This is a genomic window from Corynebacterium sp. ZY180755, from assembly GCF_054331495.1.
This window is the reverse complement of the sequence record NZ_CM135811.1, coordinates 2,002,283-2,027,234: the sequence shown is the minus strand read 5'-3', so window position 1 is coordinate 2,027,234 and position 24,952 is coordinate 2,002,283. Positions and strand designations below refer to the sequence as shown.

18 protein-coding genes, 3 tRNA genes and 1 CRISPR repeat array are annotated in these 24,952 nt (G+C 54.6%); of the genes, 13 read left to right on the top strand and 8 right to left on the bottom strand.

Annotated elements, in window-relative coordinates; genetic code table 11:
• Positions 1 to 224: 224 nt before the first annotated feature.
• A tRNA-Lys gene (locus tag ACXM2N_RS09245) sits at positions 225 to 297 on the bottom strand.
• Positions 298 to 796: 499 nt separating this feature from the next.
• Between ACXM2N_RS09245 and ACXM2N_RS09240 the strand changes: the two genes are divergently transcribed.
• Complete coding sequence (locus ACXM2N_RS09240) at positions 797 to 1,996, top strand: L,D-transpeptidase (RefSeq protein WP_458491118.1); 1,200 nt, start codon at positions 797 to 799, stop codon at positions 1,994 to 1,996.
• A gap of 138 nt (positions 1,997 to 2,134) precedes the next feature.
• Here ACXM2N_RS09240 and ACXM2N_RS09235 read toward each other — a convergent pair.
• Together ACXM2N_RS09235 and orn are read right to left on the bottom strand one after the other, a co-directional pair.
• Positions 2,135 to 2,210, bottom strand: a tRNA-His gene (locus ACXM2N_RS09235).
• 42 nt (positions 2,211 to 2,252) lie between these two features.
• Positions 2,253 to 2,888: an oligoribonuclease gene (orn, locus tag ACXM2N_RS09230; RefSeq protein ID WP_458488031.1), complete on the bottom strand. Its 636-nt coding sequence runs from the start codon at positions 2,886 to 2,888 to the stop codon at positions 2,253 to 2,255.
• Positions 2,889 to 3,137: 249 nt separating this feature from the next.
• Between orn and ACXM2N_RS09225 the strand changes: the two genes are divergently transcribed.
• The 3 genes from ACXM2N_RS09225 to ACXM2N_RS09215 all read left to right on the top strand — a co-directional run bounded on the left by ACXM2N_RS09225 (position 3,138) and on the right by ACXM2N_RS09215 (position 4,794).
• Entirely contained in the window at positions 3,138 to 4,307 is a 1,170-nt protein-coding gene (locus tag ACXM2N_RS09225; protein WP_458488029.1) for an ImmA/IrrE family metallo-endopeptidase, read from the top strand.
• Complete coding sequence (locus ACXM2N_RS09220) at positions 4,307 to 4,447, top strand: DUF4411 family protein (RefSeq protein WP_458488027.1); 141 nt, start codon at positions 4,307 to 4,309, stop codon at positions 4,445 to 4,447. Before ACXM2N_RS09225 ends, ACXM2N_RS09220 begins: the two co-directional genes overlap by 1 nt.
• Positions 4,448 to 4,569: 122 nt before the next feature.
• Positions 4,570 to 4,794: a DUF4411 family protein gene (locus ACXM2N_RS09215; RefSeq protein WP_458488025.1), complete on the top strand. Its 225-nt coding sequence runs from the start codon at positions 4,570 to 4,572 to the stop codon at positions 4,792 to 4,794.
• 44 nt (positions 4,795 to 4,838) lie between these two features.
• On the opposite strand, the gene cmrA is transcribed toward ACXM2N_RS09215, so the two are convergent.
• Positions 4,839 to 5,636, bottom strand: coding sequence for a mycolate reductase (gene cmrA / locus ACXM2N_RS09210; protein ID WP_458488023.1), 798 nt, complete (start codon positions 5,634 to 5,636; stop codon positions 4,839 to 4,841).
• Between the two features lie 328 nt (positions 5,637 to 5,964).
• Between cmrA and ACXM2N_RS09205 the strand changes: the two genes are divergently transcribed.
• The 7 genes from ACXM2N_RS09205 to ACXM2N_RS09175 all read left to right on the top strand — a co-directional run bounded on the left by ACXM2N_RS09205 (position 5,965) and on the right by ACXM2N_RS09175 (position 14,090).
• A complete protein-coding gene (locus ACXM2N_RS09205) occupies positions 5,965 to 6,180 on the top strand; it encodes a hypothetical protein (RefSeq protein ID WP_458488021.1) in 216 nt (71 codons plus the stop codon).
• Between the two features lie 290 nt (positions 6,181 to 6,470).
• Entirely contained in the window at positions 6,471 to 7,262 is a 792-nt protein-coding gene (locus ACXM2N_RS09200) for a hypothetical protein (protein ID WP_458488019.1), read from the top strand.
• Positions 7,263 to 7,654: 392 nt separating this feature from the next.
• Positions 7,655 to 8,404: a cyclase family protein gene (locus ACXM2N_RS09195; protein ID WP_458488017.1), complete on the top strand. Its 750-nt coding sequence runs from the start codon at positions 7,655 to 7,657 to the stop codon at positions 8,402 to 8,404.
• Between the two features lie 128 nt (positions 8,405 to 8,532).
• The gene (locus ACXM2N_RS09190; protein WP_458488015.1) at positions 8,533 to 8,850 is read left to right on the top strand and encodes a nucleotide pyrophosphohydrolase; all 318 of its coding nucleotides are present in this window, start codon (positions 8,533 to 8,535) and stop codon (positions 8,848 to 8,850) included.
• Positions 8,851 to 8,986: 136 nt separating this feature from the next.
• The gene (locus tag ACXM2N_RS09185) at positions 8,987 to 10,792 is read left to right on the top strand and encodes a DNA/RNA helicase domain-containing protein (RefSeq protein WP_458488013.1); all 1,806 of its coding nucleotides are present in this window, start codon (positions 8,987 to 8,989) and stop codon (positions 10,790 to 10,792) included.
• Between the two features lie 447 nt (positions 10,793 to 11,239).
• Positions 11,240 to 11,527, top strand: a complete 288-nt coding sequence (locus ACXM2N_RS09180; protein WP_458488011.1) for a hypothetical protein — start codon at positions 11,240 to 11,242, stop codon at positions 11,525 to 11,527.
• Positions 11,528 to 12,035: 508 nt separating this feature from the next.
• A complete protein-coding gene (locus ACXM2N_RS09175; RefSeq protein WP_458488009.1) occupies positions 12,036 to 14,090 on the top strand; it encodes a YhgE/Pip family protein in 2,055 nt (684 codons plus the stop codon).
• Between the two features lie 478 nt (positions 14,091 to 14,568).
• On the opposite strand, the gene ACXM2N_RS09170 is transcribed toward ACXM2N_RS09175, so the two are convergent.
• The 4 genes from ACXM2N_RS09170 to cas9 form a co-directional block, all read right to left on the bottom strand.
• Positions 14,569 to 14,641 (bottom strand) — tRNA-Arg (locus tag ACXM2N_RS09170).
• A 125-nt stretch (positions 14,642 to 14,766) separates the two neighbouring features.
• A CRISPR array of direct repeats spans positions 14,767 to 16,596; the repeat unit is 36 nt; unit sequence GCTGGGGTTCAATTCTCAATAACCCTGATAGACTTC.
• Between the two features lie 53 nt (positions 16,597 to 16,649).
• On the bottom strand, positions 16,650 to 16,955 hold the full coding sequence (gene cas2 / locus ACXM2N_RS09165) for a CRISPR-associated endonuclease Cas2 (protein WP_458491116.1): 306 nt from the start codon (positions 16,953 to 16,955) through the stop codon (positions 16,650 to 16,652).
• 23 nt (positions 16,956 to 16,978) lie between these two features.
• Entirely contained in the window at positions 16,979 to 17,887 is a 909-nt protein-coding gene (cas1, locus tag ACXM2N_RS09160; RefSeq protein WP_458488007.1) for a type II CRISPR-associated endonuclease Cas1, read from the bottom strand.
• Positions 17,888 to 17,889: 2 nt separating this feature from the next.
• Positions 17,890 to 21,153, bottom strand: a complete 3,264-nt coding sequence (cas9, locus tag ACXM2N_RS09155; RefSeq protein ID WP_458488005.1) for a type II CRISPR RNA-guided endonuclease Cas9 — start codon at positions 21,151 to 21,153, stop codon at positions 17,890 to 17,892.
• Positions 21,154 to 21,747: 594 nt separating this feature from the next.
• Between cas9 and ACXM2N_RS09150 the strand changes: the two genes are divergently transcribed.
• Complete coding sequence (locus tag ACXM2N_RS09150) at positions 21,748 to 23,865, top strand: cytochrome c oxidase assembly protein (protein ID WP_458491114.1); 2,118 nt, start codon at positions 21,748 to 21,750, stop codon at positions 23,863 to 23,865.
• Positions 23,866 to 23,941: 76 nt separating this feature from the next.
• Positions 23,942 to 24,952: a single-stranded DNA-binding protein gene (locus tag ACXM2N_RS09145; protein ID WP_458491112.1), complete on the top strand. Its 1,011-nt coding sequence runs from the start codon at positions 23,942 to 23,944 to the stop codon at positions 24,950 to 24,952.

Genomic DNA, 24,952 nt, shown 5'->3' with positions numbered 1-24,952 from the left:
TTGTAAAATCGGCAGGTCAAGAAGTGTTTTAGAGAGGGCTTAAAGAGCTCGGGCTGGGGGCTTGGGTCGGCTAGGTGCCGGCGTGGTCTATGAGGGGCTAGATCCGTAGGGTGGTGATTTTGGAACTCTGTATTTCCGCGATCACTAGGGCCTAAGGGGAGTGGGCGCGCGAAAAAGCCCTCTAGGTTCTTAGCGTTAAAATCTAAGGCCTAGAGGGCTATCGGTGCGCCATCAGGGACTCGAACCCCGAACCCACTGATTAAGAGTCAGTTGCTCTACCAATTGAGCTAATGGCGCGTAAAGCTGCAAGAAGCAACCAGAAAAATATAGCCCACTGACATGCGCTTGTAAAAACGGCATTTCAGGGCGGTGTTTTAATAGGTCTTAGGTTGTGCGGGAATCGGGCACGCTACGCATTCCCCATGCAGCCAAAGCCGACCGGAACAACCAAAGCTGACCGGAACAACCAAAGCCGAGCGGAACAAGCAAAGCTAATCGGATGGCGAGAAACTTCATCCGCGCCCACGGAAAATCCGTGTCTAAGGAAAATCCGTGTCTAAGGACAATCCGTGGCCACGGAAAATCCGTACCTACGAAAATATGCGCAGTTCGTTACCAAGCGTTGGGTGCAAGATAACGCTTCGGCAACACATTTGTGTTTCGCTGTGAAATGTTTGTTGGTGGGGCTTAGGATTAAGGCCGTTCGTGCCTCATTGGGGTCTCGCCTCACTGAGAAGCTCATAGCAAGTCTCATTGGGTGCTTCCGTGGATTGTTCGTGTCTCGTTGGATTGGTGGTTGGTTAGCGTGCGCAGAAGCGGTCTTGTCTTGGTCTCCGTTATTGCCGGTTTGTCCCTGGTGGTGGCTGGTTGCACTATCGATAACGCAGCCTCTCAAGAAACCGAGCAAGAAACCACGCAAGGCCAAACCGCGCAAAGCCAAACAGCGCAAAGCCAGGCGCCGGTCGCCACGGTGGAGGATGGTGATACTGATGTTGATCCGTCTGTTCCGGTTGAGGTGAAGTCTTTGGGCGAGGGGCTCAAGGATGTGGTCATGACTAATGAGGAGGGCTACGAGGTTGAGTCGGAGTTGTCCGCGGATAAGATGACGTGGACGACCGCTGAAACTTTGGGCTACTACCGCACGTACACGATCGTGGCTACGGATGAAAATGGTGAGGAAACCACCATTGAGTTCCAGACTGTGGCTCCGGATTACACTGCGTCCGCGTGGTTTAACGTGATGGACGGTTCCACGGTGGGTGTCGGTCAGACCGTGGGCGTGCGCTTTGACTCGGCGGTCGGTGATCGCCAGGCCGCGCAGGATGCGATCACGATCAAGACCACGCCTGAGGTAGATGGCGCGTTCTACTGGATCAGTGACTATGAGGTGCGTTGGCGCCCGCAGTATCCGTGGGAGTCCGGTACTGAGGTTGAGGTTGAGGCTGATCTGTACGGTACGGACTTGGGTAACGGCATGTATGGTGCGGATGACATTTCCACCAGTTTCACTATTGGTGATCGCATGATTTCCATCGTTGATGATCAGACCAAGACCATGAAGGTGTACCGGAACCAGGAGCTTTTGCGTGAGATTCCTGTGTCTTTGGGCCGTGATGTTGAGCGTTGGGCTACGCCTAATGGGCGCTACATCGTGGGGGATATGCACGAGAGTTTGATCATGGATTCTGAGACTTTCGGCTACGCTCACGAGGATGGTGGCTACCGTACGAAGGTGAATTACGCGACGCAGTTGTCCTACTCGGGCATTTATGTTCACGGCGCACCGTGGTCGGTGTGGGCGCAGGGTAACACCAACACCTCCCATGGTTGCATCAATATGACGGATGCTGATGCGCAGTGGTTTATGAGCATCTCCCAGCGGGGTGACATCGTCCGCGTGAAGAACACCGTCGGCGGGACCTTGCCTGTCTACGATGGTTTGGGTGATTGGAACATGAGTTGGGAGGAATGGTCCGCCGGCAACGTGGACGGCTAATCAACCGTCGGGCATGCTTTCCGACGCCGCATAGGCCACACCAAGTCCCGTGGCCCGTGCCGCTCGGCGGTTTCCGTCGCCAGGCTGAGATAGCAATGAAGCCCTGAGCTTGATTTCTCAAGCTCAGGGCTTCGGCTTTGGGGTGGCTGACGGGGCTCGAACCCGCGACACCCAGGATCACAACCTGGTGCTCTACCAGCTGAACTACAGCCACCATCGCTGCTTAAAGCAGCGAGGACTATATTAGCCCAAATAGCTAGGAATTCAAAAACCGCTGGTAGTTGTCGGTTGCGGCGGCTTTTGCGGCCTCGGCTTCTTCGGTTGAAACATCCGTGCGGAGCATGGCGCGGCGGTAGTAGTCGAGCTCGCGGATGGACTCGATGATGTCTGCCAGTGCGCGGTGGGCGAGGCCCTTGTCTGGCTGGTTGAAGTACACGCGTGGTTCCCAGCGGCGCGCAAGTTCTTTGAGGGAGGAGACGTCGATCATGCGGTAGTGCAGGGCCTTGTCTAGGCGTGGCATGTGTTCGCGGATGAAGGAGCGGTCGGTGGCGATGGAGTTGCCGGCCAGTGGTGCTGGGTGCTCGGGGTCGCAGTGCTTCTCGATGAGGGCGAGGACGGCGTCTTCTGCCTCAGCGAGGGAGACGGTGGAGTTGCGGATTTCTTCGGTCAGGCCGGAGGAGGCGTGCATGTTGGTCACAAAGTCATCCATCTTGGCTAGCTCTTCCTCGGTGGCATGGACTACCAGGTCGACGCCGTCACCGATGATGTTGAGGTCTGCGTCTGTTACTAGCGCTGCCACTTCCACGATGGTGTGGGTGTGGATGTCCAGGCCGGTCATTTCCAAGTCGATCCAGACAAGGCGGTCGTTCTTTGGTGCAACATTTTCGCTCATGACCATCCATTGTAGGTCACATGCTAAACGCTTAGAGTCAACTTGCCTCCCGCTGTTGTTGGCTTCAAGAAGTTCAGGTGCGCGCCTGAAAGGATACCGGTCTTGCTATAGAAAGGGGCCTCATCAACTTGTCTTAATCGCGAGAGTGCTTGAGGATGGCCCCCAATTGGCGAATTCTCTTCTCCTGCCCCTCGTGCGTTGCCTACAATAGGAGGTTCAAAGGCAACGGCGTCATCATAGGAGGAGAAAATGGTAGTTCGTGTACCAGTAAATCCTGATGTCGTTCGCTGGGCTGCGGAACAAGCTCATGATTCTGCCGAACTGTTAGAGGGATACCCCAAAATTCGAGAGTGGATTTCCGGAGATAGTCAGCCTACGTGGCGGCAGCTGAGAAGTTTTGCTTCTCGGGTAGGAACTCCTTACGGGTACTTTCTCCTAGATAGGATTCCTGAGCGTTCGCTCCCAATTGTGGACTTTCGTGACGGTTTCGCCGGTGGCGTAACTGTTTCTCCTGAGTTACATGAAGTCATCAACACGTGCCTTCGTCGTCAGAATTGGTACCAAGAAACCGCCAAGGAATATGGTTACGCGGAGACTGAAGTTGTTGGTATCGCGGGGAATTGGACGACCCGGCAAACTGCGGACCACATGCGTCAGATACTGAGTTTTGAGGTGAATGAGCGTCACGGTTCTGTCGAGGATCAACGTAATGCTCTTATTGCCGCATTCGAGGCTATCGGCGGTCTTGCGATGTTTAACTCCATGGTCGGTGACAACACGCATAGAAAACTTGACCCCGAAGAGTTTCGCGGTTTCTCGTTAGTCTCTCGAATGGCTCCTTTGGTTTTTGTCAATGGGGGTCAGACTATGAACGGCCAGCTGTTTACTTTTGCTCATGAGCTCGCCCACGTGTGGCGAGGTATTGGGGCGTTGGGGAACCAGACACTAGGAGAGCCTTCGGGAAATGACACTGAACAATGGTGTAACGAGGTAGCGGCTGAATTTCTTGTGCCATCGGAGCATTTGAAGGCCCAGTTGATCGATCGCACAGTTTCTCCTTCTTATAGCGAAGATCTAATTGAGCTCATTGAGGAACTGTCTCGGATTTATCGTTGTGGCACGCTTGTAATTCTTGCTGCGCTGAAGCGAATCGGAAAAGTTAGTCGCTCTGACTTTTCAGAGCTGTACGGCCAAGAATTAGACCGACTCAAGTCGATTATTGCCCAACAACGGCAGGTTTCTTCCGGTGGAAATATTAACTACATCCGCCGTTTTCGGATCGGTGAAAGCTTTTCTCGAGCAGTTATTCGCGAACTCAATGCTGGCAAACTGCAGCCGATGTACGCATTGAGTTTGACGGGAATTAAGTCGATGAATTCTCTTGAGCACTATGCAGAGTTTATTAGGGCGAGGAGCTGATGATGTATCTGCTTGATGCAAATATCTTCATGGCTGCTGCTCGAACCTACTATTCATTCGATCTAGCACCGTCATTTTGGACGTGGCTCGAATCGCAACATCAAAATGGCGTGTTCTTCTCCATTGATGCTGTTCGGTAGGAAATCAATCAAGGAAATGACAGATTGGCGCAGTGGGCAGTATCACAGATACCTACAACCTTCTGGCTACAGCCTAGAAAAAACTTCAGCCAATGTCGCTGCGCTGATTAATTGGGCGTTTGATGCATCACAGCATTTTTACGCAGGACGCTAAGGATGAATTTGCTGATTCTGCAGACTTGATGCTGATTGCACAAGCAAAGGATTATGGGGCGCAGATTCTTACTCATGAGGTCTCGAATCCGCAGTCCAAGAAGCGGATTCTATTGCCAGACGCCGCAAGGATATTGGGTGTGCGGTGCCCGAGCCCATGGGAAGTATTTTCCGCCGTAGGGCTCAGGCTGTAGTCCCGTTGTGTGGAGTCCTGTAATAGGACTAACCAAACTGGAAGTTACTCGCCCATCTTCTTGTAGAAGCTTCCCACCAGTGGTGCGAGCAGCGGGGTGGGGACAACCTGGGAGACTATGTTCATGGCCTTGGACAGTGGGCCAGGTACTACGCGGCGTTTGCCGTCGGCCATGGCCTCGAGGGTTTCTTTGGCGCAGGATTCGTAGGTGGTCCACAGGAAGTCTGGCACTACCTTATCGACGATCGACGGGTCCTCAACCTCGGCGTCTCGCACCGGTCCCGGTGCGAGCAGGGTGCAGGTCACGCCGGTGTCGCGGAGCTCGTAGTGCAGGGCTTCGGTGAAGGCGTTCACGCCGGCTTTGGTGAACACGTAGGTGGCGTTGTTGGGGATAGGGATGTTGCCGGCGGCGGAGCCCACGTTGCAGATCGCGCCTATGGCGCGCTCCACCATGCCGGGGAGTACGGCTTCGGTGAGTTCGAATACAGCTGCGGCGTTGAGGTCGAACTGCTTGGTTTCGTAGCTCCAGTCCTGCTTAATAAAGGGGCCAAAGGAGGCAATGCCGGCGGAGTTGATAATGATGTTGATCTCGCGGTCGCGGATTTCCTCCACCAGTTCGCGACGTTGTTCGGCGTCGGCGAGGTCAAGGGCGCGTACTTCCACCGTCACGGCGTGCTTGCGGTTGAGTTCGGCAGCTAGTTCATCAAGGATGTCTTTGCGGCGGGCAACGATGATGAGGTTGTGGCCCATTTTGGCAAGGTCGCGCGCAATGGCCATGCCGATACCCTGGCTGGCGCCGGTGACGAGTGCGCGGGAGTTCATTGATGGTGGAGGCAGTGCCATTGCAAAAAACCTTTCCTAAAGACGATTGATCCCATGCTACTTCACTGGCCCACAAAGGAGAGATTAGTGAGCTAAATGGAAACCAAAGAAAAGGATAAGGCCCAGATTCGTCCGGCTGGTGGTGCACGGGATTCTGGGCCTTCGATGAGATTCCTAATGGAAAATGAGGGGTGTAACGACTCTTAAAAGACGTACCGGCTTAGTGTATTAAAACTTGTAAAGAAAAACTTAAGAAGTTATGAAATTGTTTGGGAAACCTTTCTAAATAATGCCTTTTATGGCCTTTGACTAGGGGTTTTCATCAATTATCGCCGCCAAGGTAGGGGGTTTGAAGCCCGTAGTTTTCTACCCCCTCAGTAGGCCACAGCGTGGCACATTTCACCGCTGGCGCAGGCTGCGCAGGACTGTCACCTCAAACAACCGCCTGGTGTGCGCTGGCGAGCGCTCGGCTGTGCTGATGTGGTTGAGCAGCGCCAAGGATTACGTCCAGGGACTCCCGTTCGTCATCACTCTCACCATCGAGCCAAGCTGGATCGCGATGTAGCGTTACCCGCCCCATCACATTGCCGTCCAGCAGACGGCTACTGCCCGCAGCTAACTAGAAGCAGGCTACGGAGTCTAAGGCCGTGAGGGAGTCATGCCGCCTCTTGCGGCCACCAGCACAAGGTGTAACCGGTGAAGCCGTAGGAAAGGCCAGAAAAGTGGAAGCGATTGAGCAGCTAAGAGGCACATAAGAATCCATGAAGAATCCGCTTAGAAAATTCTTAAGTGGTAGAGCCCAGTCATGCTGGGGTGTTCTAATGGAAATCATCGTGCCTTAAACGAAAGTTGCCTATGACTTCACCAACTCACCCTGACACCCCACTAGATCTTGACGCCATCCTGCTCCCCGGTGCCCGCCTCTCCTTCAAGGGCTACGGCACAGTAAATGGCAAAAACTACCCATCCACCGCGCCGTGGTCGGAGTTTTGTGAACTGTACGGATTCGAGCTGTCTGAGCGCGTCACCAAAACTAAAACGGATGCGCTGATCACCGATGAGCCAGACAACACCAACGGCAAAGAAGCCCAGGCACGGGAGTTTGGCAAGCCGATTATCCCCATGGATGTATTCACTAACTGGGTGGAATCACACCTAGTGGGGGACGCGGTGTATCAGGATCCGCAGGATGCACCCGACATCCAGGAACCCGACCATGCGGCGCCTAAGCCACAACCAGCGCAGAACCTGCCCGAAAATCCCTACTCACTAGATCCAGGTGACCGCGCAGTTCATAAGCCACGGGAACACAAACCGCAGGCACACAAGCCCCAGGTACCCAGCGCCGACGCGCCCACACGCCCCGAGCAGCCACCAGCACACAGGCGCGATAATGCCACACACCCCGCGCCCCAGAGCACCCCAGCACCGCATCCCCAACACCAGCAACCGCCAAGCCTTACCTCATGGTTCATTGCAGCAGGAGTCATGTTTCTTATCGCGGCGGTCCTCGTGGGCGTCGGCTTGGGCTACGGAGTCATGGGCAGCACCCTTGTAGGTGGCACCGCACTGTTCGCTGGCGTCGCCGCGGCAGGCTCCATGCTCACACTGATCGTGATTGGCATCCTCGCAGCACTACGCCGATAGAAAACCGCGGTTCAAGCAACCCAAGTAAAAGGCCGTAGCTGGCACGAACAAAGGAAAGCCAGCGACAAGAAGCCTTTAGCCGTGGCTCAATCGGGCGCCGCAACTCCACCGCGCCGGGAACACCCCCGCAGCAGACACTAAGGGGAAACCCCAAGAGCACACGCAGGATGTAATGCCGCCGGAAGACCCAACAAACACCCAGTGCAATTAACGGAAGTCAGCCGAGCAACAGTAAACGTATGAAAAGCATGATGGCGAATAAAAATCCTGCTAATGCTTGTCACCCCAAAGCGAGCTTCTTAGTCTTTCCAGTATCGGCGTGCGCACACCGTGCGCAAACCCAAAACACCACATCCACATCGCACACCCAAAGGTGAAAGGGGCTAGGGAATATGACTGAGCACAAGCTGTGGGAGATCGCTAAGGCGCTGCACTCGCAGGACTACAAGTTTGTTGATCTCACGCACACATTTGAGCCGGGGCAGCCAAAGTTTGCGGCGCTGCCTGATCAAACTAATGAGACCGTATTCACCGTGAAAAATGACGGTTTTTCCGTCACCAAGTATTCGTTCCCCGGCCAGTGGGGCACACACGTTGATCCACCGGTGCACTTTGTTGAGAATGCTAGAACCTTAGATCAGCTACCGGTGGAGGAGATGATTCTCCCTCTGGTAGTTGTCAACATCGTGGATGAGGTCGCAGCCAATCCAAACTACGCCGTAACGGTCGAGGATCTTCAAGGCTGGGAAGAACGCAATGGCCAGATTCCCGCTAACAGTTTTGTTGCGTTGCGAACAGATTGGTCCAAGCGCTGGGAAGACAATGACATGTACGGCAAGGATGCTGAAGGCCACTGCAACTGCCCCGGCTGGTCACGTGAAGCACTTGAGTTCTTGCTGAAGGAGCGCGGAATCACCGCGATCGGTCACGAAACAACCGATACGGATCCAGGCCCATGGATCGACAAAGGCGAGCTTGCCTGTGAGCTGTATTGGCTCCAGCAGGATCGCTGGCAAATTGAATTAATGACAAATCTGGATCAACTTCCTGAAGCCGGTGGCCTCATTGTGGCTACGTGGCCGAAGCCCGCGGCGGGGGATGGGTTCCCTGCACGCGCGTTCGCGGTGGTGCCGGTTAAATAAGGAAACCCTCCGGCGCCCCAACACCGCACGCGCCCCGCACCCGCGGGGCGAGGCGCTGCCGTGCAGCGCGTGAGATTCTAAAATGCTGTAGCGATAGGTATAAAAGCGGGGTTGCTACGCTTTGAAGTATGACTGATTACATGCTCAAAGCGGAGCTTAGGAAATTCATTGCGGATCGTGACTGGGGCCAGTTCCATACGCCAGAGAACTTAGCCAAGAGCATTAGCATTGAAGCGGCTGAGTTACTCGAAGAGTTTCAATGGGGAAACCCTGAAACCCTTGAAAACGTTCGTCTCGAACTCGCGGATGTGCTGACTTATTGCTACATGCTTGCAGATAAAATCGGTGAAGATCCTGAGTCGCTAATTTTGGAAAAACTTGAGATAACTAGGTCTAAGTATCCCGTGACGGAGTTCAAAGGAAGTAGCCGCAAATACTCAAAGTAAAGATCGTTGGTCTGAATTAACGTTCTTGAATGCTGTCTGCCGTTAATCTATATCTATGCGTCCTGACCTAAAGCCGACGACTTATCTCGAGAAGGTCGACTACACCGAGGCTTCGTTTCAAGAATTCTTGAAGTTGATGGAAAACGATGAGACTCGTTCGAAGTTTGTCCTGGATTACCCCACGGTTTACGTTATCTACACATCACGGAATTCTGAATGGCAAGGACCGAAATACGAGGTTTACATCGGCGAATCCAATTCCATTCGTCAGCGCACTAACAAGCATTTGAAGGGCGATGTAAAACTTGCTCTGGATTACCTACAGAACCCAGAGAATTTCGCTGACCTGTCTTCTGGCGAGAAAGCGAAGCTAACAGCATCTCAGAATTGGTTGAAGCTTCGTGACGAAGATTCAACGATGTTCGTCATTGCAAACACTCTCTTTACTAAGTCAATGAGCCTGGATGTTGAGAACAAACTCCTCCTATACCTCGGCACCAATGAGACTACTGAAGAAGTGAAGTGCCTTAATAGACGTACGAATGACCAGCTGGACTACTTCACTAAAGATCAATTTGATGAAGTTTTCACTGACATCTGGAAGAAGCTCCGCAAACACGATAAGAAGCTCTTCCCGCTTGAAAAGACAATCAAGGATTCTGCTCTTTTCAAGGCTTCACCATTCCATAAACTCACCGAGGAACAAGTTCAGGCTAAGCAACAAATTGTAGACGCCACATTTGATGTGATGCGGAGTCCAGACCTTAGTGAGATTCCAGCTTCTGAGGACGCCAAACTAATCCTCGTCCAAGGGGCCGCGGGCACTGGCAAGACGGTTTTAATGAGTAGCTTGTTCTATGACTTTTACCAGGGAGAAGTCGACCAAATAGATGATGTATTCGATTATCAGGATCTCGATGCCTACCTTTTAGTCAACCATGATGAGCAGCTGAAGGTTTACGAAACGATTGCAGAGAAGCTTGGTATTCACAGCAAGAAGAGGCCTCGTGTCCTGAAACCTACAAGCTTCATCAATAAACACAAAGATGGGGAACGAGTAGACGTAGTTCTTATCGATGAAGCTCACCTTTTGTGGACTCAAGGCAAGCAATCTTACCGTGGTAATAATCAGCTGAAGGATATCCTTAAGCTAGCTCGTGTTGTCATCGCAATCTTTGACCCAATGCAGGCGTTGGCAGGTAATCAGTTCTGGGAGGAATCCCTGATGAAATGGCTGTTTGACGAGGAAAAACATACAATCATTGAGCTGACCCAGCAAATGCGTATCGATTCGGATGGACCCGCTGAGAAGTGGATTCGAACATTTCTTGACAAGGGCGTTGTCACGCCGCTGCCTAAGCCTGGTGAAGACAAGTATGAGATCAGGATCTTTGAAGACCCGACGCTCATGCACGAGGCGATTCGGCCTCTAGCAAATGAGGAAACAACACTCGAAAAAGGCATCTCTCGTCTGATCGCCACCTATGACTGGAAGTTTACGACTGGGCATAAACCGGAAGGTGGCGGTCCTTGGTGCGTAGAGATCGGTGAGTTTTCCAAACCATGGAATAATCAGCGCGACTACACTCGCGAAGAAAAACGCGAAAACAAAATGAAGTCATGGGCAGAAAGGCCACAGACTATCGATGAAGTCGGATCGATCTTCACTATTCAAGGCTTTGACTTGAACTATGCCGCTGTGATCATTGGTCCTTCTGTGCGTATGCGCAACGGAATCTTAGAATTCGACGCAAGTAAGAGCTTCAATCCGAATGTCGTCCGCAAGAGGACGATGTCAGATGGAAGCAAAGTGTCAGTTGCTGAGGATTTGCTACGTAACCAGCTTAACGTTCTTATGACCCGAGGCGTCAGAGGTCTTTACATTTACGCTGTCGACGATGAACTCCGAAAAGCACTACTGGAAGCGCAAGCAACCTCGTAAGTGAGGATTGAAGCTCGCCAGTGCTAGCGCCTGTTCGGGAGGTAAGTATTCAGGGGGAAGGGTTGTTCTGCTGATTGCATGATTGCCATTAGTGCTCGGGCGGTGTTTGCTAAGTTCGGTCGTTTTTATTGCATTTGTTCGGGTACTTACAAAGCATTGTGTTGTGGAGCAAGCGGTGGCGATTGCTGAAAAGCGAGAAAATCTAATTGTTCGGACTTTGATCTCTCTAGTCCGGTAACTAGGGAGAGTCTTTGGCCCCACTATAAAAGGGGGTGCCTCGCTTAAGGGTGTTGAGCTGGCTTTTTGGAAAAAGTTTTAGTTTTGTCTTGCGAACAAGGGGAATATTGGGGAGAGTTGCAGGCATAGTTACTAGTGATCGAACTTGCCGTGAGGCGAGGGGAAGGTTCGCTAGTTCGCCCACACTAAGCCGAAAGTGAGAGCGTTCGAATGGTAAAGCCAGAAACGTTAGATGAGTTGCTAGATCGCGTCATGGAGCGCACGCCGTACCTGTCGTTGTGGATCGAGACGGGCTGTGAAGATGGTGTGCACTGTTTTGAGATGCTCGATGATGGAGTGTGCGTTATTCAGGGCACTGCTGAGAAGAATGACCGCGAGTGGTACGTGGTTCTTGATGCCGGTACTGGGGAGCAGGCTATTACTGACTCCGGTGAGCCGCTGATTGATCGTGTTGCTGGGGCGGCAACAGGCATTATGGAAAGCCGTGAGTCGATTTAGCTCGCGGAGTGTGTTGTGAAGGCTGTCCCGGTTGGGGCAGCCTTTTTGTTTGTAAGGGGGCTGGTGGTGGGGTAGAGGGTCTAGGTGTACCTCACTAACCGAGGGCACGGCGTTAGTCGAGGGTTGCCGCACTGACCAGAAGACAGCACCGACCAGAAGCGCCGCACTGATGAGGCGCGCTGCTGTTATCCAAGGCTGCGCCCCTGTGGAGCCCACGCGCGCCGGGTGCTGGCGCGCGGCAGGCAAGGAGGGCGATTACAAGTGTCCATCAGTGGTATTCAGCAGCAGTAGACTAGCGCAGAGATGTCCCTCGGAAGCGGCCAGCGGGGGCTAGTTGGCAGGGGCGGAAAGGGTGTAGCTGCCAAAAATTTTTTAAGAAAAATGTTTCGGAAACGATACTTCTTTGTATATTGTTGTGACCTGACCCACATAAGAAGGTGACCCAGCGCACATCGGGCTCAAGATGGTGCAGGTTGCTTTCTTAAGATCTTGGAGAGGTATCAACCCTATGTCTGCTTCTACTGCATCACAGAAAGACATTTTGCACTTCGGTGAAGGCCACCGTCGCATGAATTGGAAGAAGCTTGCAGTCACGTTGCTGATTGTTCTTCCCATCCTTGCGGCGATGGTCTTTATGTGGGCGTTGTATGACCCGTCGAAGTCCCTGCGCGAGGTGGATCTTGCGGTGGTGAACCAGGATGCGGGCATCGAGCAGGAGGGTGAGACCACAAACTTCGGTGAGTCCGTGGTTGAGGGCCTGCTGGCGCGTGACTACCTTTCCTTTGCGGAGGTGAGTGAGCAGGAGGCTAAGGATGGTCTGGCTAACGGCACGTACCTGTTTACGGTGACCATCCCGGAGAACTTCTCCAAGGATGTGGCCACGTTGATGGATGAGGAGCCTAAGGCGCCGGAAATTGCCTTCGAGTTCAATGACTTCAACGGCACCAACAGCTCTGTTCTGACCGGCGCGCTGGTGCCGCAGATCAAGACCTCCGTGTCGTCGTCCATCTCTGAGTCCTATGCTGAGCGCCTCATCGGCGGCGTGAATCAGCTCGGCGGTGGCATCAAGGAGGCGGCGGCCGGCTCCAAGCAGCTTGATAGCGGCGCCGGGCAGATCGACGAGGGCCTGTCCCAGTCCTATGACGGCACCGCACAGCTCAACGCTGGCGCGAACCAGTTGCGCGATGGTGCGCAGCAGCTTAACGACGGCACCAAGGAGCTGTCCGCGGGCACCGGCACGCTGGTGGGTGGCACCGCCCAGCTGCGTGACGGTGCGGCCACCCTGGTGGACGGCACCGCCCAGCTTGGTGACGGTGCGGGGCAGATTGATGCCGGCGTCGGCAAGCTCACAGGCATGGCCGTTCCAGCGCTGAAGCAGGCGCAGGACCTGGCGGCGCAGGTTCGCCCCGTCATCCCGATGCTGCGCCAGGTGGGGCTGAACGAGCAGGCCACCAAACTGGAGGGCGTGCTGGGGCAGCTGGATGCCAACAACCCAGACAACTTGGTGTCCCAGCTGCAGACCCTGAAGGAGGGCACCGCGACGCTGCACTACATGCTCACCGACCCCTCCTCTGAGTACCTAGGCGGCATGCTGCGCCTGCAGGACGGCATCGGCCAGGTCCACGACGGCGCCACCCAGCTCAATGACGGCGCCATCAGGCTTGACGACGGCGCCACCCAGCTCAACTCCGGCTCCGGCGAGCTCGCGGCCGGCACCGAGCAGCTGCTTAACGGCCAGAGCCAGCTCAAGGCGGGCTCCGCCCAGCTCAAGGACGGCACCACCGAGCTGTCCATCAAGCTCGGCGAAGGCGCCAAATCTGCGCCGACCATCAGCAACGTGGAGGCCTCCTCCAAGCAGGTAGCGGTACCAATTAAGTACGTTGAGTCCAACGCCAACCCAGTCCAGTTGGTTGTGGATCCAGCCGACCCAACCGTGAAGTCCCTCTCCGGCGGCGCATCCATGCTCATGATCTTGGTGTTCGGCTTCCTACTCATGGCCGTTGCCGCAATGAGCATCCCGCACGTATTTGGCACCAACCGCCGCACCTCCTACGTTGGGCCTACCCTCATCTCCTTCCTCGGACTGGTAGCTGTAGGCCTAGTTATCCTCGCCGTCCTGGCAGTGGGATCCGGCATGGTGGGCTGGAGCCCTCAGTCCAAGTCCGGCATCGCCCTGGCCTTCCTGGGCATGGCAAGTGCCGCCGCGGCAACCAACCAGATGCTGCGCGCACTGCTCGGCCGAGTGACGGGCGCACTAGCGATGCTGGGCCTATTCGCGCTAGGAATGTTCTCCTTCGGCGGTGTGTGGCCACTGCCCACCGTGCCGGGCATCTTCCAGATCCTGCACCCACTGACCCCAATGAAGTACGGCCGCGACGCATTCGTCTACGCCACCCAAGGTGACCTTGGCAGCACCTACGTCACCGCAATCATCGCACTGGCTATCTTCACCGTGGTCCCACTTCTGATCACCCTGACCGTCCGCGCCAACCGCGTGCGCAAGGTCAACCGCGAATTCGAAGCACACCAAGAGGCCACGCAAGACGAGCTCGTCAACGCCTAACGCACATCTTTTCAACTAGTCCATTTCCTTTAAGTAACGCACAAGGGGAGTGGGCTAGTTTTGTGCCGCTTTCTCGCGGAATGATTGTGGCGAGGGTTCCCAGGTAGGGAGCTTCGGGGCGTTGAGATCAGTTCAGTGAAGGCTGGGGAGGCCACCTGAATGATGATCTTGTGGTCTGGTGCCGGCCAAAGGAAAGAGGAGTCGATGAGGGGTCGGAGTGTGCCGGCATGCCTAGGGCTGGGCTGCGGCGGGTGCCACCTGAGTGGACGTGGTGATCGCCTAGCTTCTTGTGTGTTCAATCGCGATTAGCGCTCATCCATCCGACGCCGCGTGGGACGTAACTCGCACTTGCTCACTAGGAGGCAATGCGAGCCCGCCAAAAACTAAACCGGCGGGTTCAGATTTTTATTCTGAACCCGCCGGTTTGTCCATCATGTCCCGACTCATACTGTCAAGTATGACCCGACTGATGACAAAGCGCCCCCAGCAGGATTCGAACCCGCGACCAAAGGGGTAGAAACCCTCTGCTCTGTCCACTGAGCTATGGAGGCCAGCAAACTACAAGATTAGCGCACTCATTGCCCGATCGTAAAAACGCGGGCGGAGTCATTCGCTGGAGTTAATTTCTCGAAAGTCGAAGTACTATATAGACATGGCTCATCTTCGCTAGCGCGGGGCTGGGGTTCGATTCTTAAGGCCCCTGATAGACTTCTCGCCAACGGGAACCATTTCCGGCATGAGCTGGGGTTCAATTCTCAACAACCCTGATAGACTTCTGGCGGCGTCCTCCATGTCAGTCCACGCCGCTGGGGTTCAATTCTCAATAACCCTGATAGACTTCGTGCTTCACGTTCAGCGTTCAGCGCCTTGCTGGGGTTCAATTCTCAATAACCCTGATAGACTTCGTCACCGTATTTAAAGACCTGCCCATGCAGCTGGGGTTCAATTCTCAATAACCCTGATAGACTTCCAAGCCTACGATGACCTGAGTCTCATGTGCTGGGGTTCAATTCTCAATAACCCTGATAGACTTCTTCATCACTGTTTTTTACAGGTGACCAAGCTGGGGTTCAATTCTCAATAACCCTGATAGACTTCGTTGGGACAACAGCCTGCGCAAAAGACTGCTGGGGTTCAATTCTCAATAACCCTGATAGACTTCTGTTCCCGTGGTAGCGCACGCGGTAAATGCTGGGGTTCAATTCTCAATAACCCTGATAGACTTCAGTTCTCAAACATCACGCGGGGTGACCCGCTGGGGTTCAATTCTCAATAACCCTGATAGACTTCCACCGCGTCACCCAGTGACTGCGTGTCAGCTGGGGTTCAATTCTCAATAACCCTGATAGACTTCTTATAACCGTGTTGAATACCAGCTGATTGCTGGGGTTCAATTCTCAATAACCCTGATAGACTTCCTGTCTTGCTGACATGAATGAATCTATAGCTGGGGTTCAATTCTCAATAACCCTGATAGACTTCACCTGACCAATGGCCGCGTCCTCCATGTGCTGGGGTTCAATTCTCAATAACCCTGATAGACTTCTTAGACATGCGGTCAATCTCATCAATAAGCTGGGGTTCAATTCTCAATAACCCTGATAGACTTCTCAGCAACCAGCTCACCACCAACCAGCAGCTGGGGTTCAATTCTCAATAACCCTGATAGACTTCCTAAGCCGAATGCTCGTCGTAGGAATGCGCTGGGGTTCAATTCTCAATAACCCTGATAGACTTCAAACCTCGAATGACCACATTCATCAATAGCTGGGGTTCAATTCTCAATAACCCTGATAGACTTCTATCAATGACTAGAGTGAAGTCAGTGTAGCTGGGGTTCAATTCTCAATAACCCTGATAGACTTCCCTTCCGTGTATTCCTTGGCAGAGTGGAGCTGGGGTTCAATTCTCAATAACCCTGATAGACTTCCTATAAGTGGTGTCTTTCTTCATGACCTGCTGGGGTTCAATTCTCAATAACCCTGATAGACTTCACCCCCGTTTGTAAGGACGTCGGCAATGGCTGGGGTTCAATTCTCAATAACCCTGATAGACTTCCCCACCGCGTCACCTCGCCTACGCCGTAGCTGGGGTTCAATTCTCAATAACCCTGATAGACTTCCGATGCCGAGCGCAGCGAGGATCATCTAGCTGGGGTTCAATTCTCAATAACCCTGATAGACTTCACGTCTGTTAGCTCAAACACTCTCTCGTGCTGGGGTTCAATTCTCAATAACCCTGATAGACTTCTCTAATGAAGCTCAAAATCTACTCACTTGCTGGGGTTCAATTCTCAATAACCCTGATAGACTTCACAAGCCCAGGTTCCCCCGTGCGCCATTGCTGGGGTTCAATTCTCAATAACCCTGATAGACTTCCTCGACATCGACTACCTACCATCAGACAGCTGGGGTTCAATTCTCAATAACCCTGATAGACTTCACCATCTCAGACACCACCTCATCCACACGCTGGGGTTCAATTCTCAATAACCCTGATAGACTTCTCAGAGGCTCTAAAAAACCGGTTTTCACCATAGGAAAACCGGTTTTTGGGCTGTTAAAAAATGGTTAGTTGGGGTGGTAATTCCTCAACATTTTCCTCACTTTGGTTGGAAAAACGAATGGTTTTGGACCACTGGTTGTCCGTGACACAGAGAATTCTTACGTCGCCACCGCGGGGAAGTTCCCTCTTAATGCCCTTCACCAAAGTGGACACCCTACTAGCCAGCGGAAGGTATTGGACATATACGCTGTACTGCGCCATCGCGAAACCGTTATCCAGTAGGTGTTTCCGAAACCGAGTCGCCTCTTTTCGTTCCTTCGCAGTTTTGACCGGGAGATCAAACATCACAACGCTCCACATGGGTTCGCTATCCTTTCGCGGCATCAGAAAGGCCCTTGCCAAGAGGGAACTGATAGCTTAGAAGATTCGCCTTCGGCGTAGAGTCCGAAACTCTGCGCGAAGTCTTGGAAAACTGTGGAGATGCCTTCGCCAGTTTCGAGGAACTGGCAGTCAGCAGCCGCAACAAGAGCAGTTCGAGTTTCCCTACTCAGGGGTAACTCATCGCCAATGTCAAGATGTGCGACAGCATGATCAATTGCTGGCCGGAATGGCTCAATGAGGTCGTCCACCAAGTTGAAAGGATTTGACCTGCCACGATGAAATACACCGATGGAGGCACACAACCCAGAGGCCAAGACGGCTCTGACACCATAACCTCTCAGGACGGAGTAACCATAGTCAAGTGCTGCATTGATCGGATCGGCACCAACACCTCCGTTACGGTGGAAAGCTGAATCGGAAGCAAACTTACTCCAGTACAGGCGGGCAGCCTGAGCCTCAATATTGTCGGGGTCGCCAGACCGGACACGCTGGGCCAAGCTACGCAGCTTGCTAGCAGTGAGTGTGTCCGTGTCCTTAAAGTTGTTGGCTTGCCCTCGCACCTTCGCTTGAACGATCTTTGCCCAAGCGGACTTCATACGTGGAACCGGCATGTGAGCTTGCGCCAGTTGGCGTGCCCCAACACGTGTATGGCTTGACCAAGGAAAAACTGCTGCTTGGGGAACATTTTTCCAATCACAAACCATTACAGCTACGTCGTACTCCGTCAATTTGGTGAGAAGAGCACCTGAAATACTGGTGGACACTCCAACCAAAACAACCGCGATATGGGATAAGGGAACTTCAACGGCAGGTGTGTCATTCTCGGTTGGAACTGCCTTAAGCCGCCCACGCACGTAAGTAAGCGATCCGCTGAATGCGGTGAGATCGAGAATCCTCCAGCCCGGATTCATTGCTACTGCACTTTCCAAGAAATTGGCAGGTGAGCATCGCTGGTCAGACGAACACGTCCTAATGCATCCCTCCTTATAACAACCACGTCTCCAGACGTAAATAGCTTGTTGACTGCAGGCCTCCAGCCTGGTGCGTCGATAATCTTTTTCAGATCATCTTTAGCATTGCTCTTGAGTCCTTCCGCACTCATTTGCAGAGGACGCAGGCGGAGTCTGCTATTGGAGAAGAATCCGTCCAGCCTCCAGCGGCTGATGGTTCCCAGCTCTTGCTGCGTGGTGTACACCTGGCCAGTGTTGAATGCTGTGGTGTCGATGAGAAGCTCGTCATCCACAACTAGCCAACCGAGGTACTCAGCCGTGCCATCGGCAAGAGCAGCACGCAGTTTAGGCTCACACTGGCGCACGGTCATGCTTTGCGGCTTAAGCTCCACGGAGAAAAGATCCTCGTGGCGGTGTTTCAGCAAATCAACGGTGTAGACACGCATCATGGAGAAAACAGGTTTCTTGCCAGAGGTGATCTTGTAAATACGCGCGTGATGGAAGGCGGAACCAAGCTCCACGTAACCGTTGCGCAGCTTCATGGCGCCAGCGGTAACAGGGAAGAACTCCAGCTTGTCATCGGCAGCCAGGGTCTTGCCATTGACCTTGATTGTTCGTGAAGGGTCCGCAGGAAGGCCGTTCTTCGGATCAAAGTCAGGGTGGCGTGTCAGGGCACACCACAAAGCTTCCGTTGCAGCTTTATCGATTGTTGCTGTAGAAAGTTCACTTCCCACGGTGAGGGACCTATCCAAGCTATGGATGCTCTCCTCATGGGCTAGGCCATTTCCTAGGCGCAGGCGCAGGTTAGACATCACTACAATCTCATCTTCTGCAAGAGCAGCATTAAGCAGTTCTGCGAGAGCCTGCATGCGAGTGACCCAGCGGCGCCATTCTGACCTGTGTGCTTCGTCTGCGCCGGTAAACTCCTTCCACTGTTCAGGGCCACCAGTGATGCGTTGCTCCTCGCGCAAGTTAACTCGTTGCGCCAGTACTTCTGCCACGTATGGAGTTGCAAAAGCAACTACTGCAGCATCAACGGCATGGTGGCGTCGGTCGAGGCGGGACTTGCCGTGGCCATCAATGAACACCAATCGACGGGCAATGCCAGATGCATAACGAGCCTCAGCGGTAAGAGCACCCTTGTACACACGCACGCTGGTGCCGTGTACTTGGAATGCTTGGTTAATACGTCCACGAAGTTCGTTAGCCATCCAAGCGACAGATTCTAGCGAGCGAGCATCAATCTCTTCGTCAACGGCGGACCGCTCGAAGCGGGTCACAACCTCAGACCTAAACTTATTGAAGTCCTTTGCGCTTAGGCCTGGATCTGTAATCCAGTGGCGCGTGCGCTCAACTGCTTCCTTTACAGAAACCCCTGGAATGGATGTCTGCTCGGCCCATACAGCGAACGGAATATTGCGCTTTTGCAGATTGCATCGGTGGCATACTGCCACGAGATTTTCTCGCTTATTGGTAGAGCCTTGTCCCGCGCGTGGGACAATATGATCCATTTCGCAGTTGCCGTAGCTAATTGGGCTACCACAATAAGCACACTGGCCATTCTGGCGCTGAACGGATTGGTATCGCCAGAGGTCAGAGCGACGGGGCTTCTCCTTGACACCCAATTTGTGTTGCATTTCCGCGAACAGAGCCATATTGCGCTTATGCCTGTTGGCCTGATCACGTTCTATTTGACGGCTGACGGCCTCGCTAGTGAAAGCTGCTCGAACGTGCTCGATATTCACAGACAGAGGTGGACCCCAAACAGAAACGGCATTTTCTAGCCAGCGAGATACAGCTTTGAGCACGCGGTCAACAGCAGGGTTTCCAACCGGCTCACCCACAGGCGGTGCCGGAGGAGCCCAATCAGGAGCAATTCCGAATTCATCGAGGCGGGCCTGGTAGAGGTCCACGCCTTCATCCAGAATCCTCGAGGTGATGCGCTCCAGCGTGTCTTCGGAATAAGCGGCGCGACCAATAGGTAGATGTAGTGAATCGAGCTTCTGATGATCTTCATCGGTCAGCCCCGCAAAGAATTCCTGAACCTTGGCGCCCGATTCAGAATCGAAGTCGTCAACTTCGGCATTGGCCAAAGCCTTGATCATTGCTCGCTGGTCATTCTTATCAGCTTGCTTCCACCAGCTAATGAGCTCCTTGTGCTTTGACCTGAGTATTGCGCGGTTTGTTCCGTGAACTGGTGGTACTGCACCTGCTCGCTCGCCATCGTCGGTCATTGTTGCTGTGCCAAGTAGTTGGCCACGGTCGATGTTGAGGATTTCCGCAACCTTGAGCCAAGTTGGCTCTTCAGAGTGCTTCAGATTTACTAGGTAATCGAAGACGAGCAGGCGCTCTTCCTTGGTTAGTACGCGTTTCTTGCCCTCTTGCCTGATCCGCAAGTTTCCCAACAGTGCAGCGATGCGGTAACGCTGGAAACTATCCGTCGCTTTCAATGCGCGCTTCTTACCCGGTTGGAGAGGATCCTTTCCAACGCGGCCTTCCGCAGAGCCCTTGGGGGACTCGGCTGCAAAAACCGCGTCGATGAGACCAATTGTCGTCGTGCGGTCCAGCTTTTGGGTCTCGGCAATCTTTAAAATCTCGTTAGCGTGATCGCTCTGCTGCAGACGTGCTGAGAGGACACCGCCATCTCCGCGTAGCTTCTGTGATCCCAAACTGCATAGAGCAATCAACTGCCCGACGGTGACTTCATCTGGAATGGCACGACCAGTAGCCTTGTGGATTTCTTCCTTTACAGTGTTGAAGGCCTCGGATGGGGCAGTGGTGGTGTGCAGCGTGTTGACCTTGGAGTATGGGTTTCTCCAGCCGCGGTGACGTGCGATGTGGCGCATCGCCATAGATATTTTTTCACCGCGCTCTGTCTCATCTTCAACATAGCTAAGCGCCAACTCAGCGCGGACCTTCCATGGCAGGAATGGGTCTTCGTAGTTTTCAAATTCCGTTGTAGGCCAGCCTAGAGACTGAATGTATTTATCCAGTTTCAGCAAACGGCGGCGCTTGTTTCGGTAAAGCCTGCGGGTTCGTCGGGCTACACCTGAGGATGCAAGTCGAGTTACAGCAGATTTGATTTTGTCTGGATCCAGACCTGAATCATGTATCAGAGACGAGGCACTGAGGATGCTAATCGGGAGGTTGTCTTCGTTGACTTCGATGGCTGCGAAACCAATCGAAAAAGATCCGACGTCAATGCCTACCCTGTAATTTCGAGACATGCCAATCCTTTCGTGGAGGGGTATGAAAAAAGCCGGTAACTAAAAAGTCACCGGCTGGAGCAATCAACATCGCAAACGAGGCGATGCTTACTGAGGTTCAATTCTCAACTTAAATATTAAAGCTCAAAATTGTCCCCGGCTACTTTTTAGTCGAATAGTGAGTGAAATCACTTTTGGGGGATGTTGCTTGTTGCAATCGTCCCTAGACTATTCGGAAGTAGCGACACGGAACCGTGCATTAATTAATCAATCGAACATCTGATTCAACGAGTTGCTCTGCGTCGTGGGTCTGGTTAATTAATAGAGTCTACGGGGGCGTTGTTTTGTGGAGCAGATGCTGAGAAATGAACGTGAGGCTGCGTACTGGAAGGTCCCGTGAATTTCGAACGAGGCCAACGTAATCAGGGTTTTCGTAATCCGTTCTCGCCTCAGTTTGCGGTATCGAGTTTGGCTGGTCTCTGCGTTACCCTAGAGGGCATGGCTGAAACTATGACGCAAGAGTCGTCGTCGGGAAAGGCGCGCGGGCCGCAGGGGCATGCGGGCGCTGCGCGTTCGGGGGGTGCGTCGGTGCGTTCCACGTGGCCGCTGTACGTGATGTTGGGGCTGGTCGCGGGCCTGGTGGCCGCGGTGCTGGGCTGGTCTTTTGCGGGCGAGTCGCTGGCGGCGCTGGGCATCCCGGACCCGGGTCCGCTCACGCTGGCGGGCCTGCCGTTCCTGCGGGCGCTGGGGTGGTTTTTGGTATCGCTGGCGGTGGGCAGCTTCCTGGCGTCGTCGTTCCTGCTGGCGCCGCGCACGGATGACCTGCAGTCGGCAACGCTGTCCGCGGACGGTTCCGTCGCGCAGCGCACGGGCTCTTTCGCCCTGTTTGGCTTTGGCCTCATAGGCCTCATGATGGTGCCGTTGGTGCTTTCCGACGTCGCCGGCGAGCCCCTCGCCGGCGTGCTCAGCGTCGATGGCATCGCCACCGCGCTAAGCCAGGTGGCTGACGCGCGCGTGTGGCTGATGGTGGCCGGCATCTCCTTCGTGGTGGGCACGCTGAGCCTGTTTACGTCGCGGTGGATGTGGCAGCCGGTGTGGCTCGTCGGCGCCGTATTGACCACCGCGCCACTGGGGCTGTCGGGCCACTCCGCGGCAGGTGGTGACCATGATTACGGTACTAACTCCCTGTTGTGGCACATTTTGTTCGCCCTGTTGTGGGTGGGCGGCCTGCTGGGCCTGATCGCCCACGCGCGCAGGCTCGGCCCAGATATGGGTGTGGCCGTTGCGCGATACTCCAAGATTGCGTTCATCGCGGCGATCGTGATGGCCGTGACGGGCGTGATCAACGCCAGCATCCGCGTGCGCTTTGAGGACCTGTTCACCGTGGCCTACGGCGGTACGGTGGTGGCCAAGTTTGTGCTCACCATCGTGCTAGCGCTGTTCGGTTGGTACCACCGGAAGAAGACCATCCCGCTGATTAATGCGGCGGGCGGATCCACGCGCCTGTTCGCGCGCGTGGCCATCGTGGAGACAGTATTCATGGCGGCCATCATGGGCGTTGCCACCTCCATGTCGCGCACCCCGCCACCGCCACCGCGTGACATCAAACTGTCGCCCATGATCCTGGAGATGGGCTACGAGGTCACCAAGGAACCAACACTGACCAGCGTGTGGACCGTGTGGCGTTTTGACCTGATGTTCGGCACGCTGGGCATCATCCTTTCCCTCCTCTATATCTGGGGCGTGCTGCGTCTTCGCCGCAACGGGGTGGAGTGGAAGTGGCAGCGCACGGCGTGGTTCCTGCTCGGCTCGATCAGCCTGGCCGTGTGCATGAGCTCCGGCGTGGGCCTGTACATGACGGCCATGTTCTCCATGCACATGGTGGCCCACATGGTGCTGTCCATGGTTATTCCTGTGTTCCTAGTTCTGGGCAACCCCATCGAGCTGGCGCTGAAGGCCATTAAGCCTGGCGCGCCGGGGCGCCCAGGAATGCACGAGTGGATTCAGGCGTTCTTGAAGTCACGCACGCTGGCGTTTGTGATGAAGCCGTGGTTTAACACCATCCAGTTCGTGGTCATCTTCTACCTGCTCTACATCACGCCGTGGTATGACCTCATGGTCTCTGAGCACGCGGGCCACTTGATCATGAACTGGGTCTTCTTGGGCTCTGGTTACCTCTACTACTGGGAGATGATTGGTGGCGATCCTAAGCCGGCGTACAACTCCGTGGTCAAGCGTCTTGCGTGGCTGGTGTTCTCCATGCCATTCCACCTCTACTTTGGCGTGTACCTGATGCAGCTGTCACAGATCCTCGCAGAGGACTTCTACCGTTCGCTGGAGCTGCCGTTCGAGGTGGACCTGATGGCGGACCAGGATGTTGGCGGCGGCATCGCGTGGGCGTCCGGCTCCTTCCCACTGGTGATCGTTTTTGGCACGCTGTTCATGCTGTGGCTGCGCGAGGACCGCGAGGAGACCAAGGCCTTTGATGAGAAGGCCGAGCGCGCCCGCAAGCACCACGAGCAGGCCGTGGCCGCCGGCGAAGCTACGGCGGATGACATCGATGAAGACGATGAGCTTGCCGCATACAACGCTATGCTGGCGCAGCTTTCCGGCGGTGCCACCCACTCCCGCCCATCCCAGGCGCAGTCCGTGAACCGCGCCAAGCGAGAGGCACAGAAGCTATCCAAGGACACCGTCTCTGAGGACGAGCGACAAAAGCGGGCGGATACCTAAGCCTTCATTACCCTAAGGAAGTCACCTGTAGAGCAGAAGACCTGATCTACAGGTGACTTTCTTTGTGCTTCGGCTCATGTACAAGCGGTGGTGTCCTTGGTTAGGCGAGCAGGAGAGGCATTGGTGGCAAGGGTCTAAGCAGCGTGTACGCCCCTTCTTCTTGGGCATGAGCCACCGCGCCTGTGGAAAACGCCTGGCGCAGGTGTGCGGTTATCCACAGAAACGGCACTTTTGCTCGAAGCGGGTGGCGTTGGCGCTTGTACCTTGCCACAGTGGGAGGTGCGCCACCTTAAGGCTCTACGTGGTGGGGCAGTACTTAATCCTTTGTGATCTTTCCTCTTTTACTGGGGCGGGAAAGAAACCTAAGGGAAGGTCACCGAACACCGCCACGTGTGGCGGAGAAAGTGACTCAATCACTATGCACAATACGGTAACGGTCATGGGCAACCTCATTGAGGACCCAGAGCTTACTAAGACCCGCAACAACAACTACGTGACCAAGATGCGCGTGGCCTGTTCGCGCCGAGTGCAGCGCCAGGTGGATCCCGCCAGCGCGGCGCAGGCGCAGCAGAACTTGGCTAACGCCGGCTACAACCCAGAGGGCGCGGGCGCGGTGGAGTGGGTGGACATGGACCACTTCTTCATTGACGTTGAGTGCTGGGGCCAGCTGGCGAGGAACGTGAAGAAGTCCCTGATCAAGGGGCGTCCGATCATGGCCAACGGCTACATGTACACCAGTTCCTGGGAGGATAAGGACGGCAACAAGCGTTCCCGCCCGGTTCTGCGCGCCACCAACGTGGGCCTCGAGCTGTCTTGGTATGTGGCGGGCTCGCGCCGCAGCATTGCCGACGACGAGGTCAGGCTGGACGGGGTGGAGCTGGACACTCCCCACAGCGATGAGGGCTTGGTAGACACCGATCTTTCCGACGTCCCACCGCCGGCAGACACCGCCGGTGACGCCGCGGCGGCGGCCGAGCCTGAGGGCTCCGGTGCCAACGCCGCTGCCAAGGCAGCGGCGAATAAGGAGCCACGTTCGGTGACAACAACCCGTAAGCAGAGCACCAAGGAACCTGCGGCCCCATTCTGA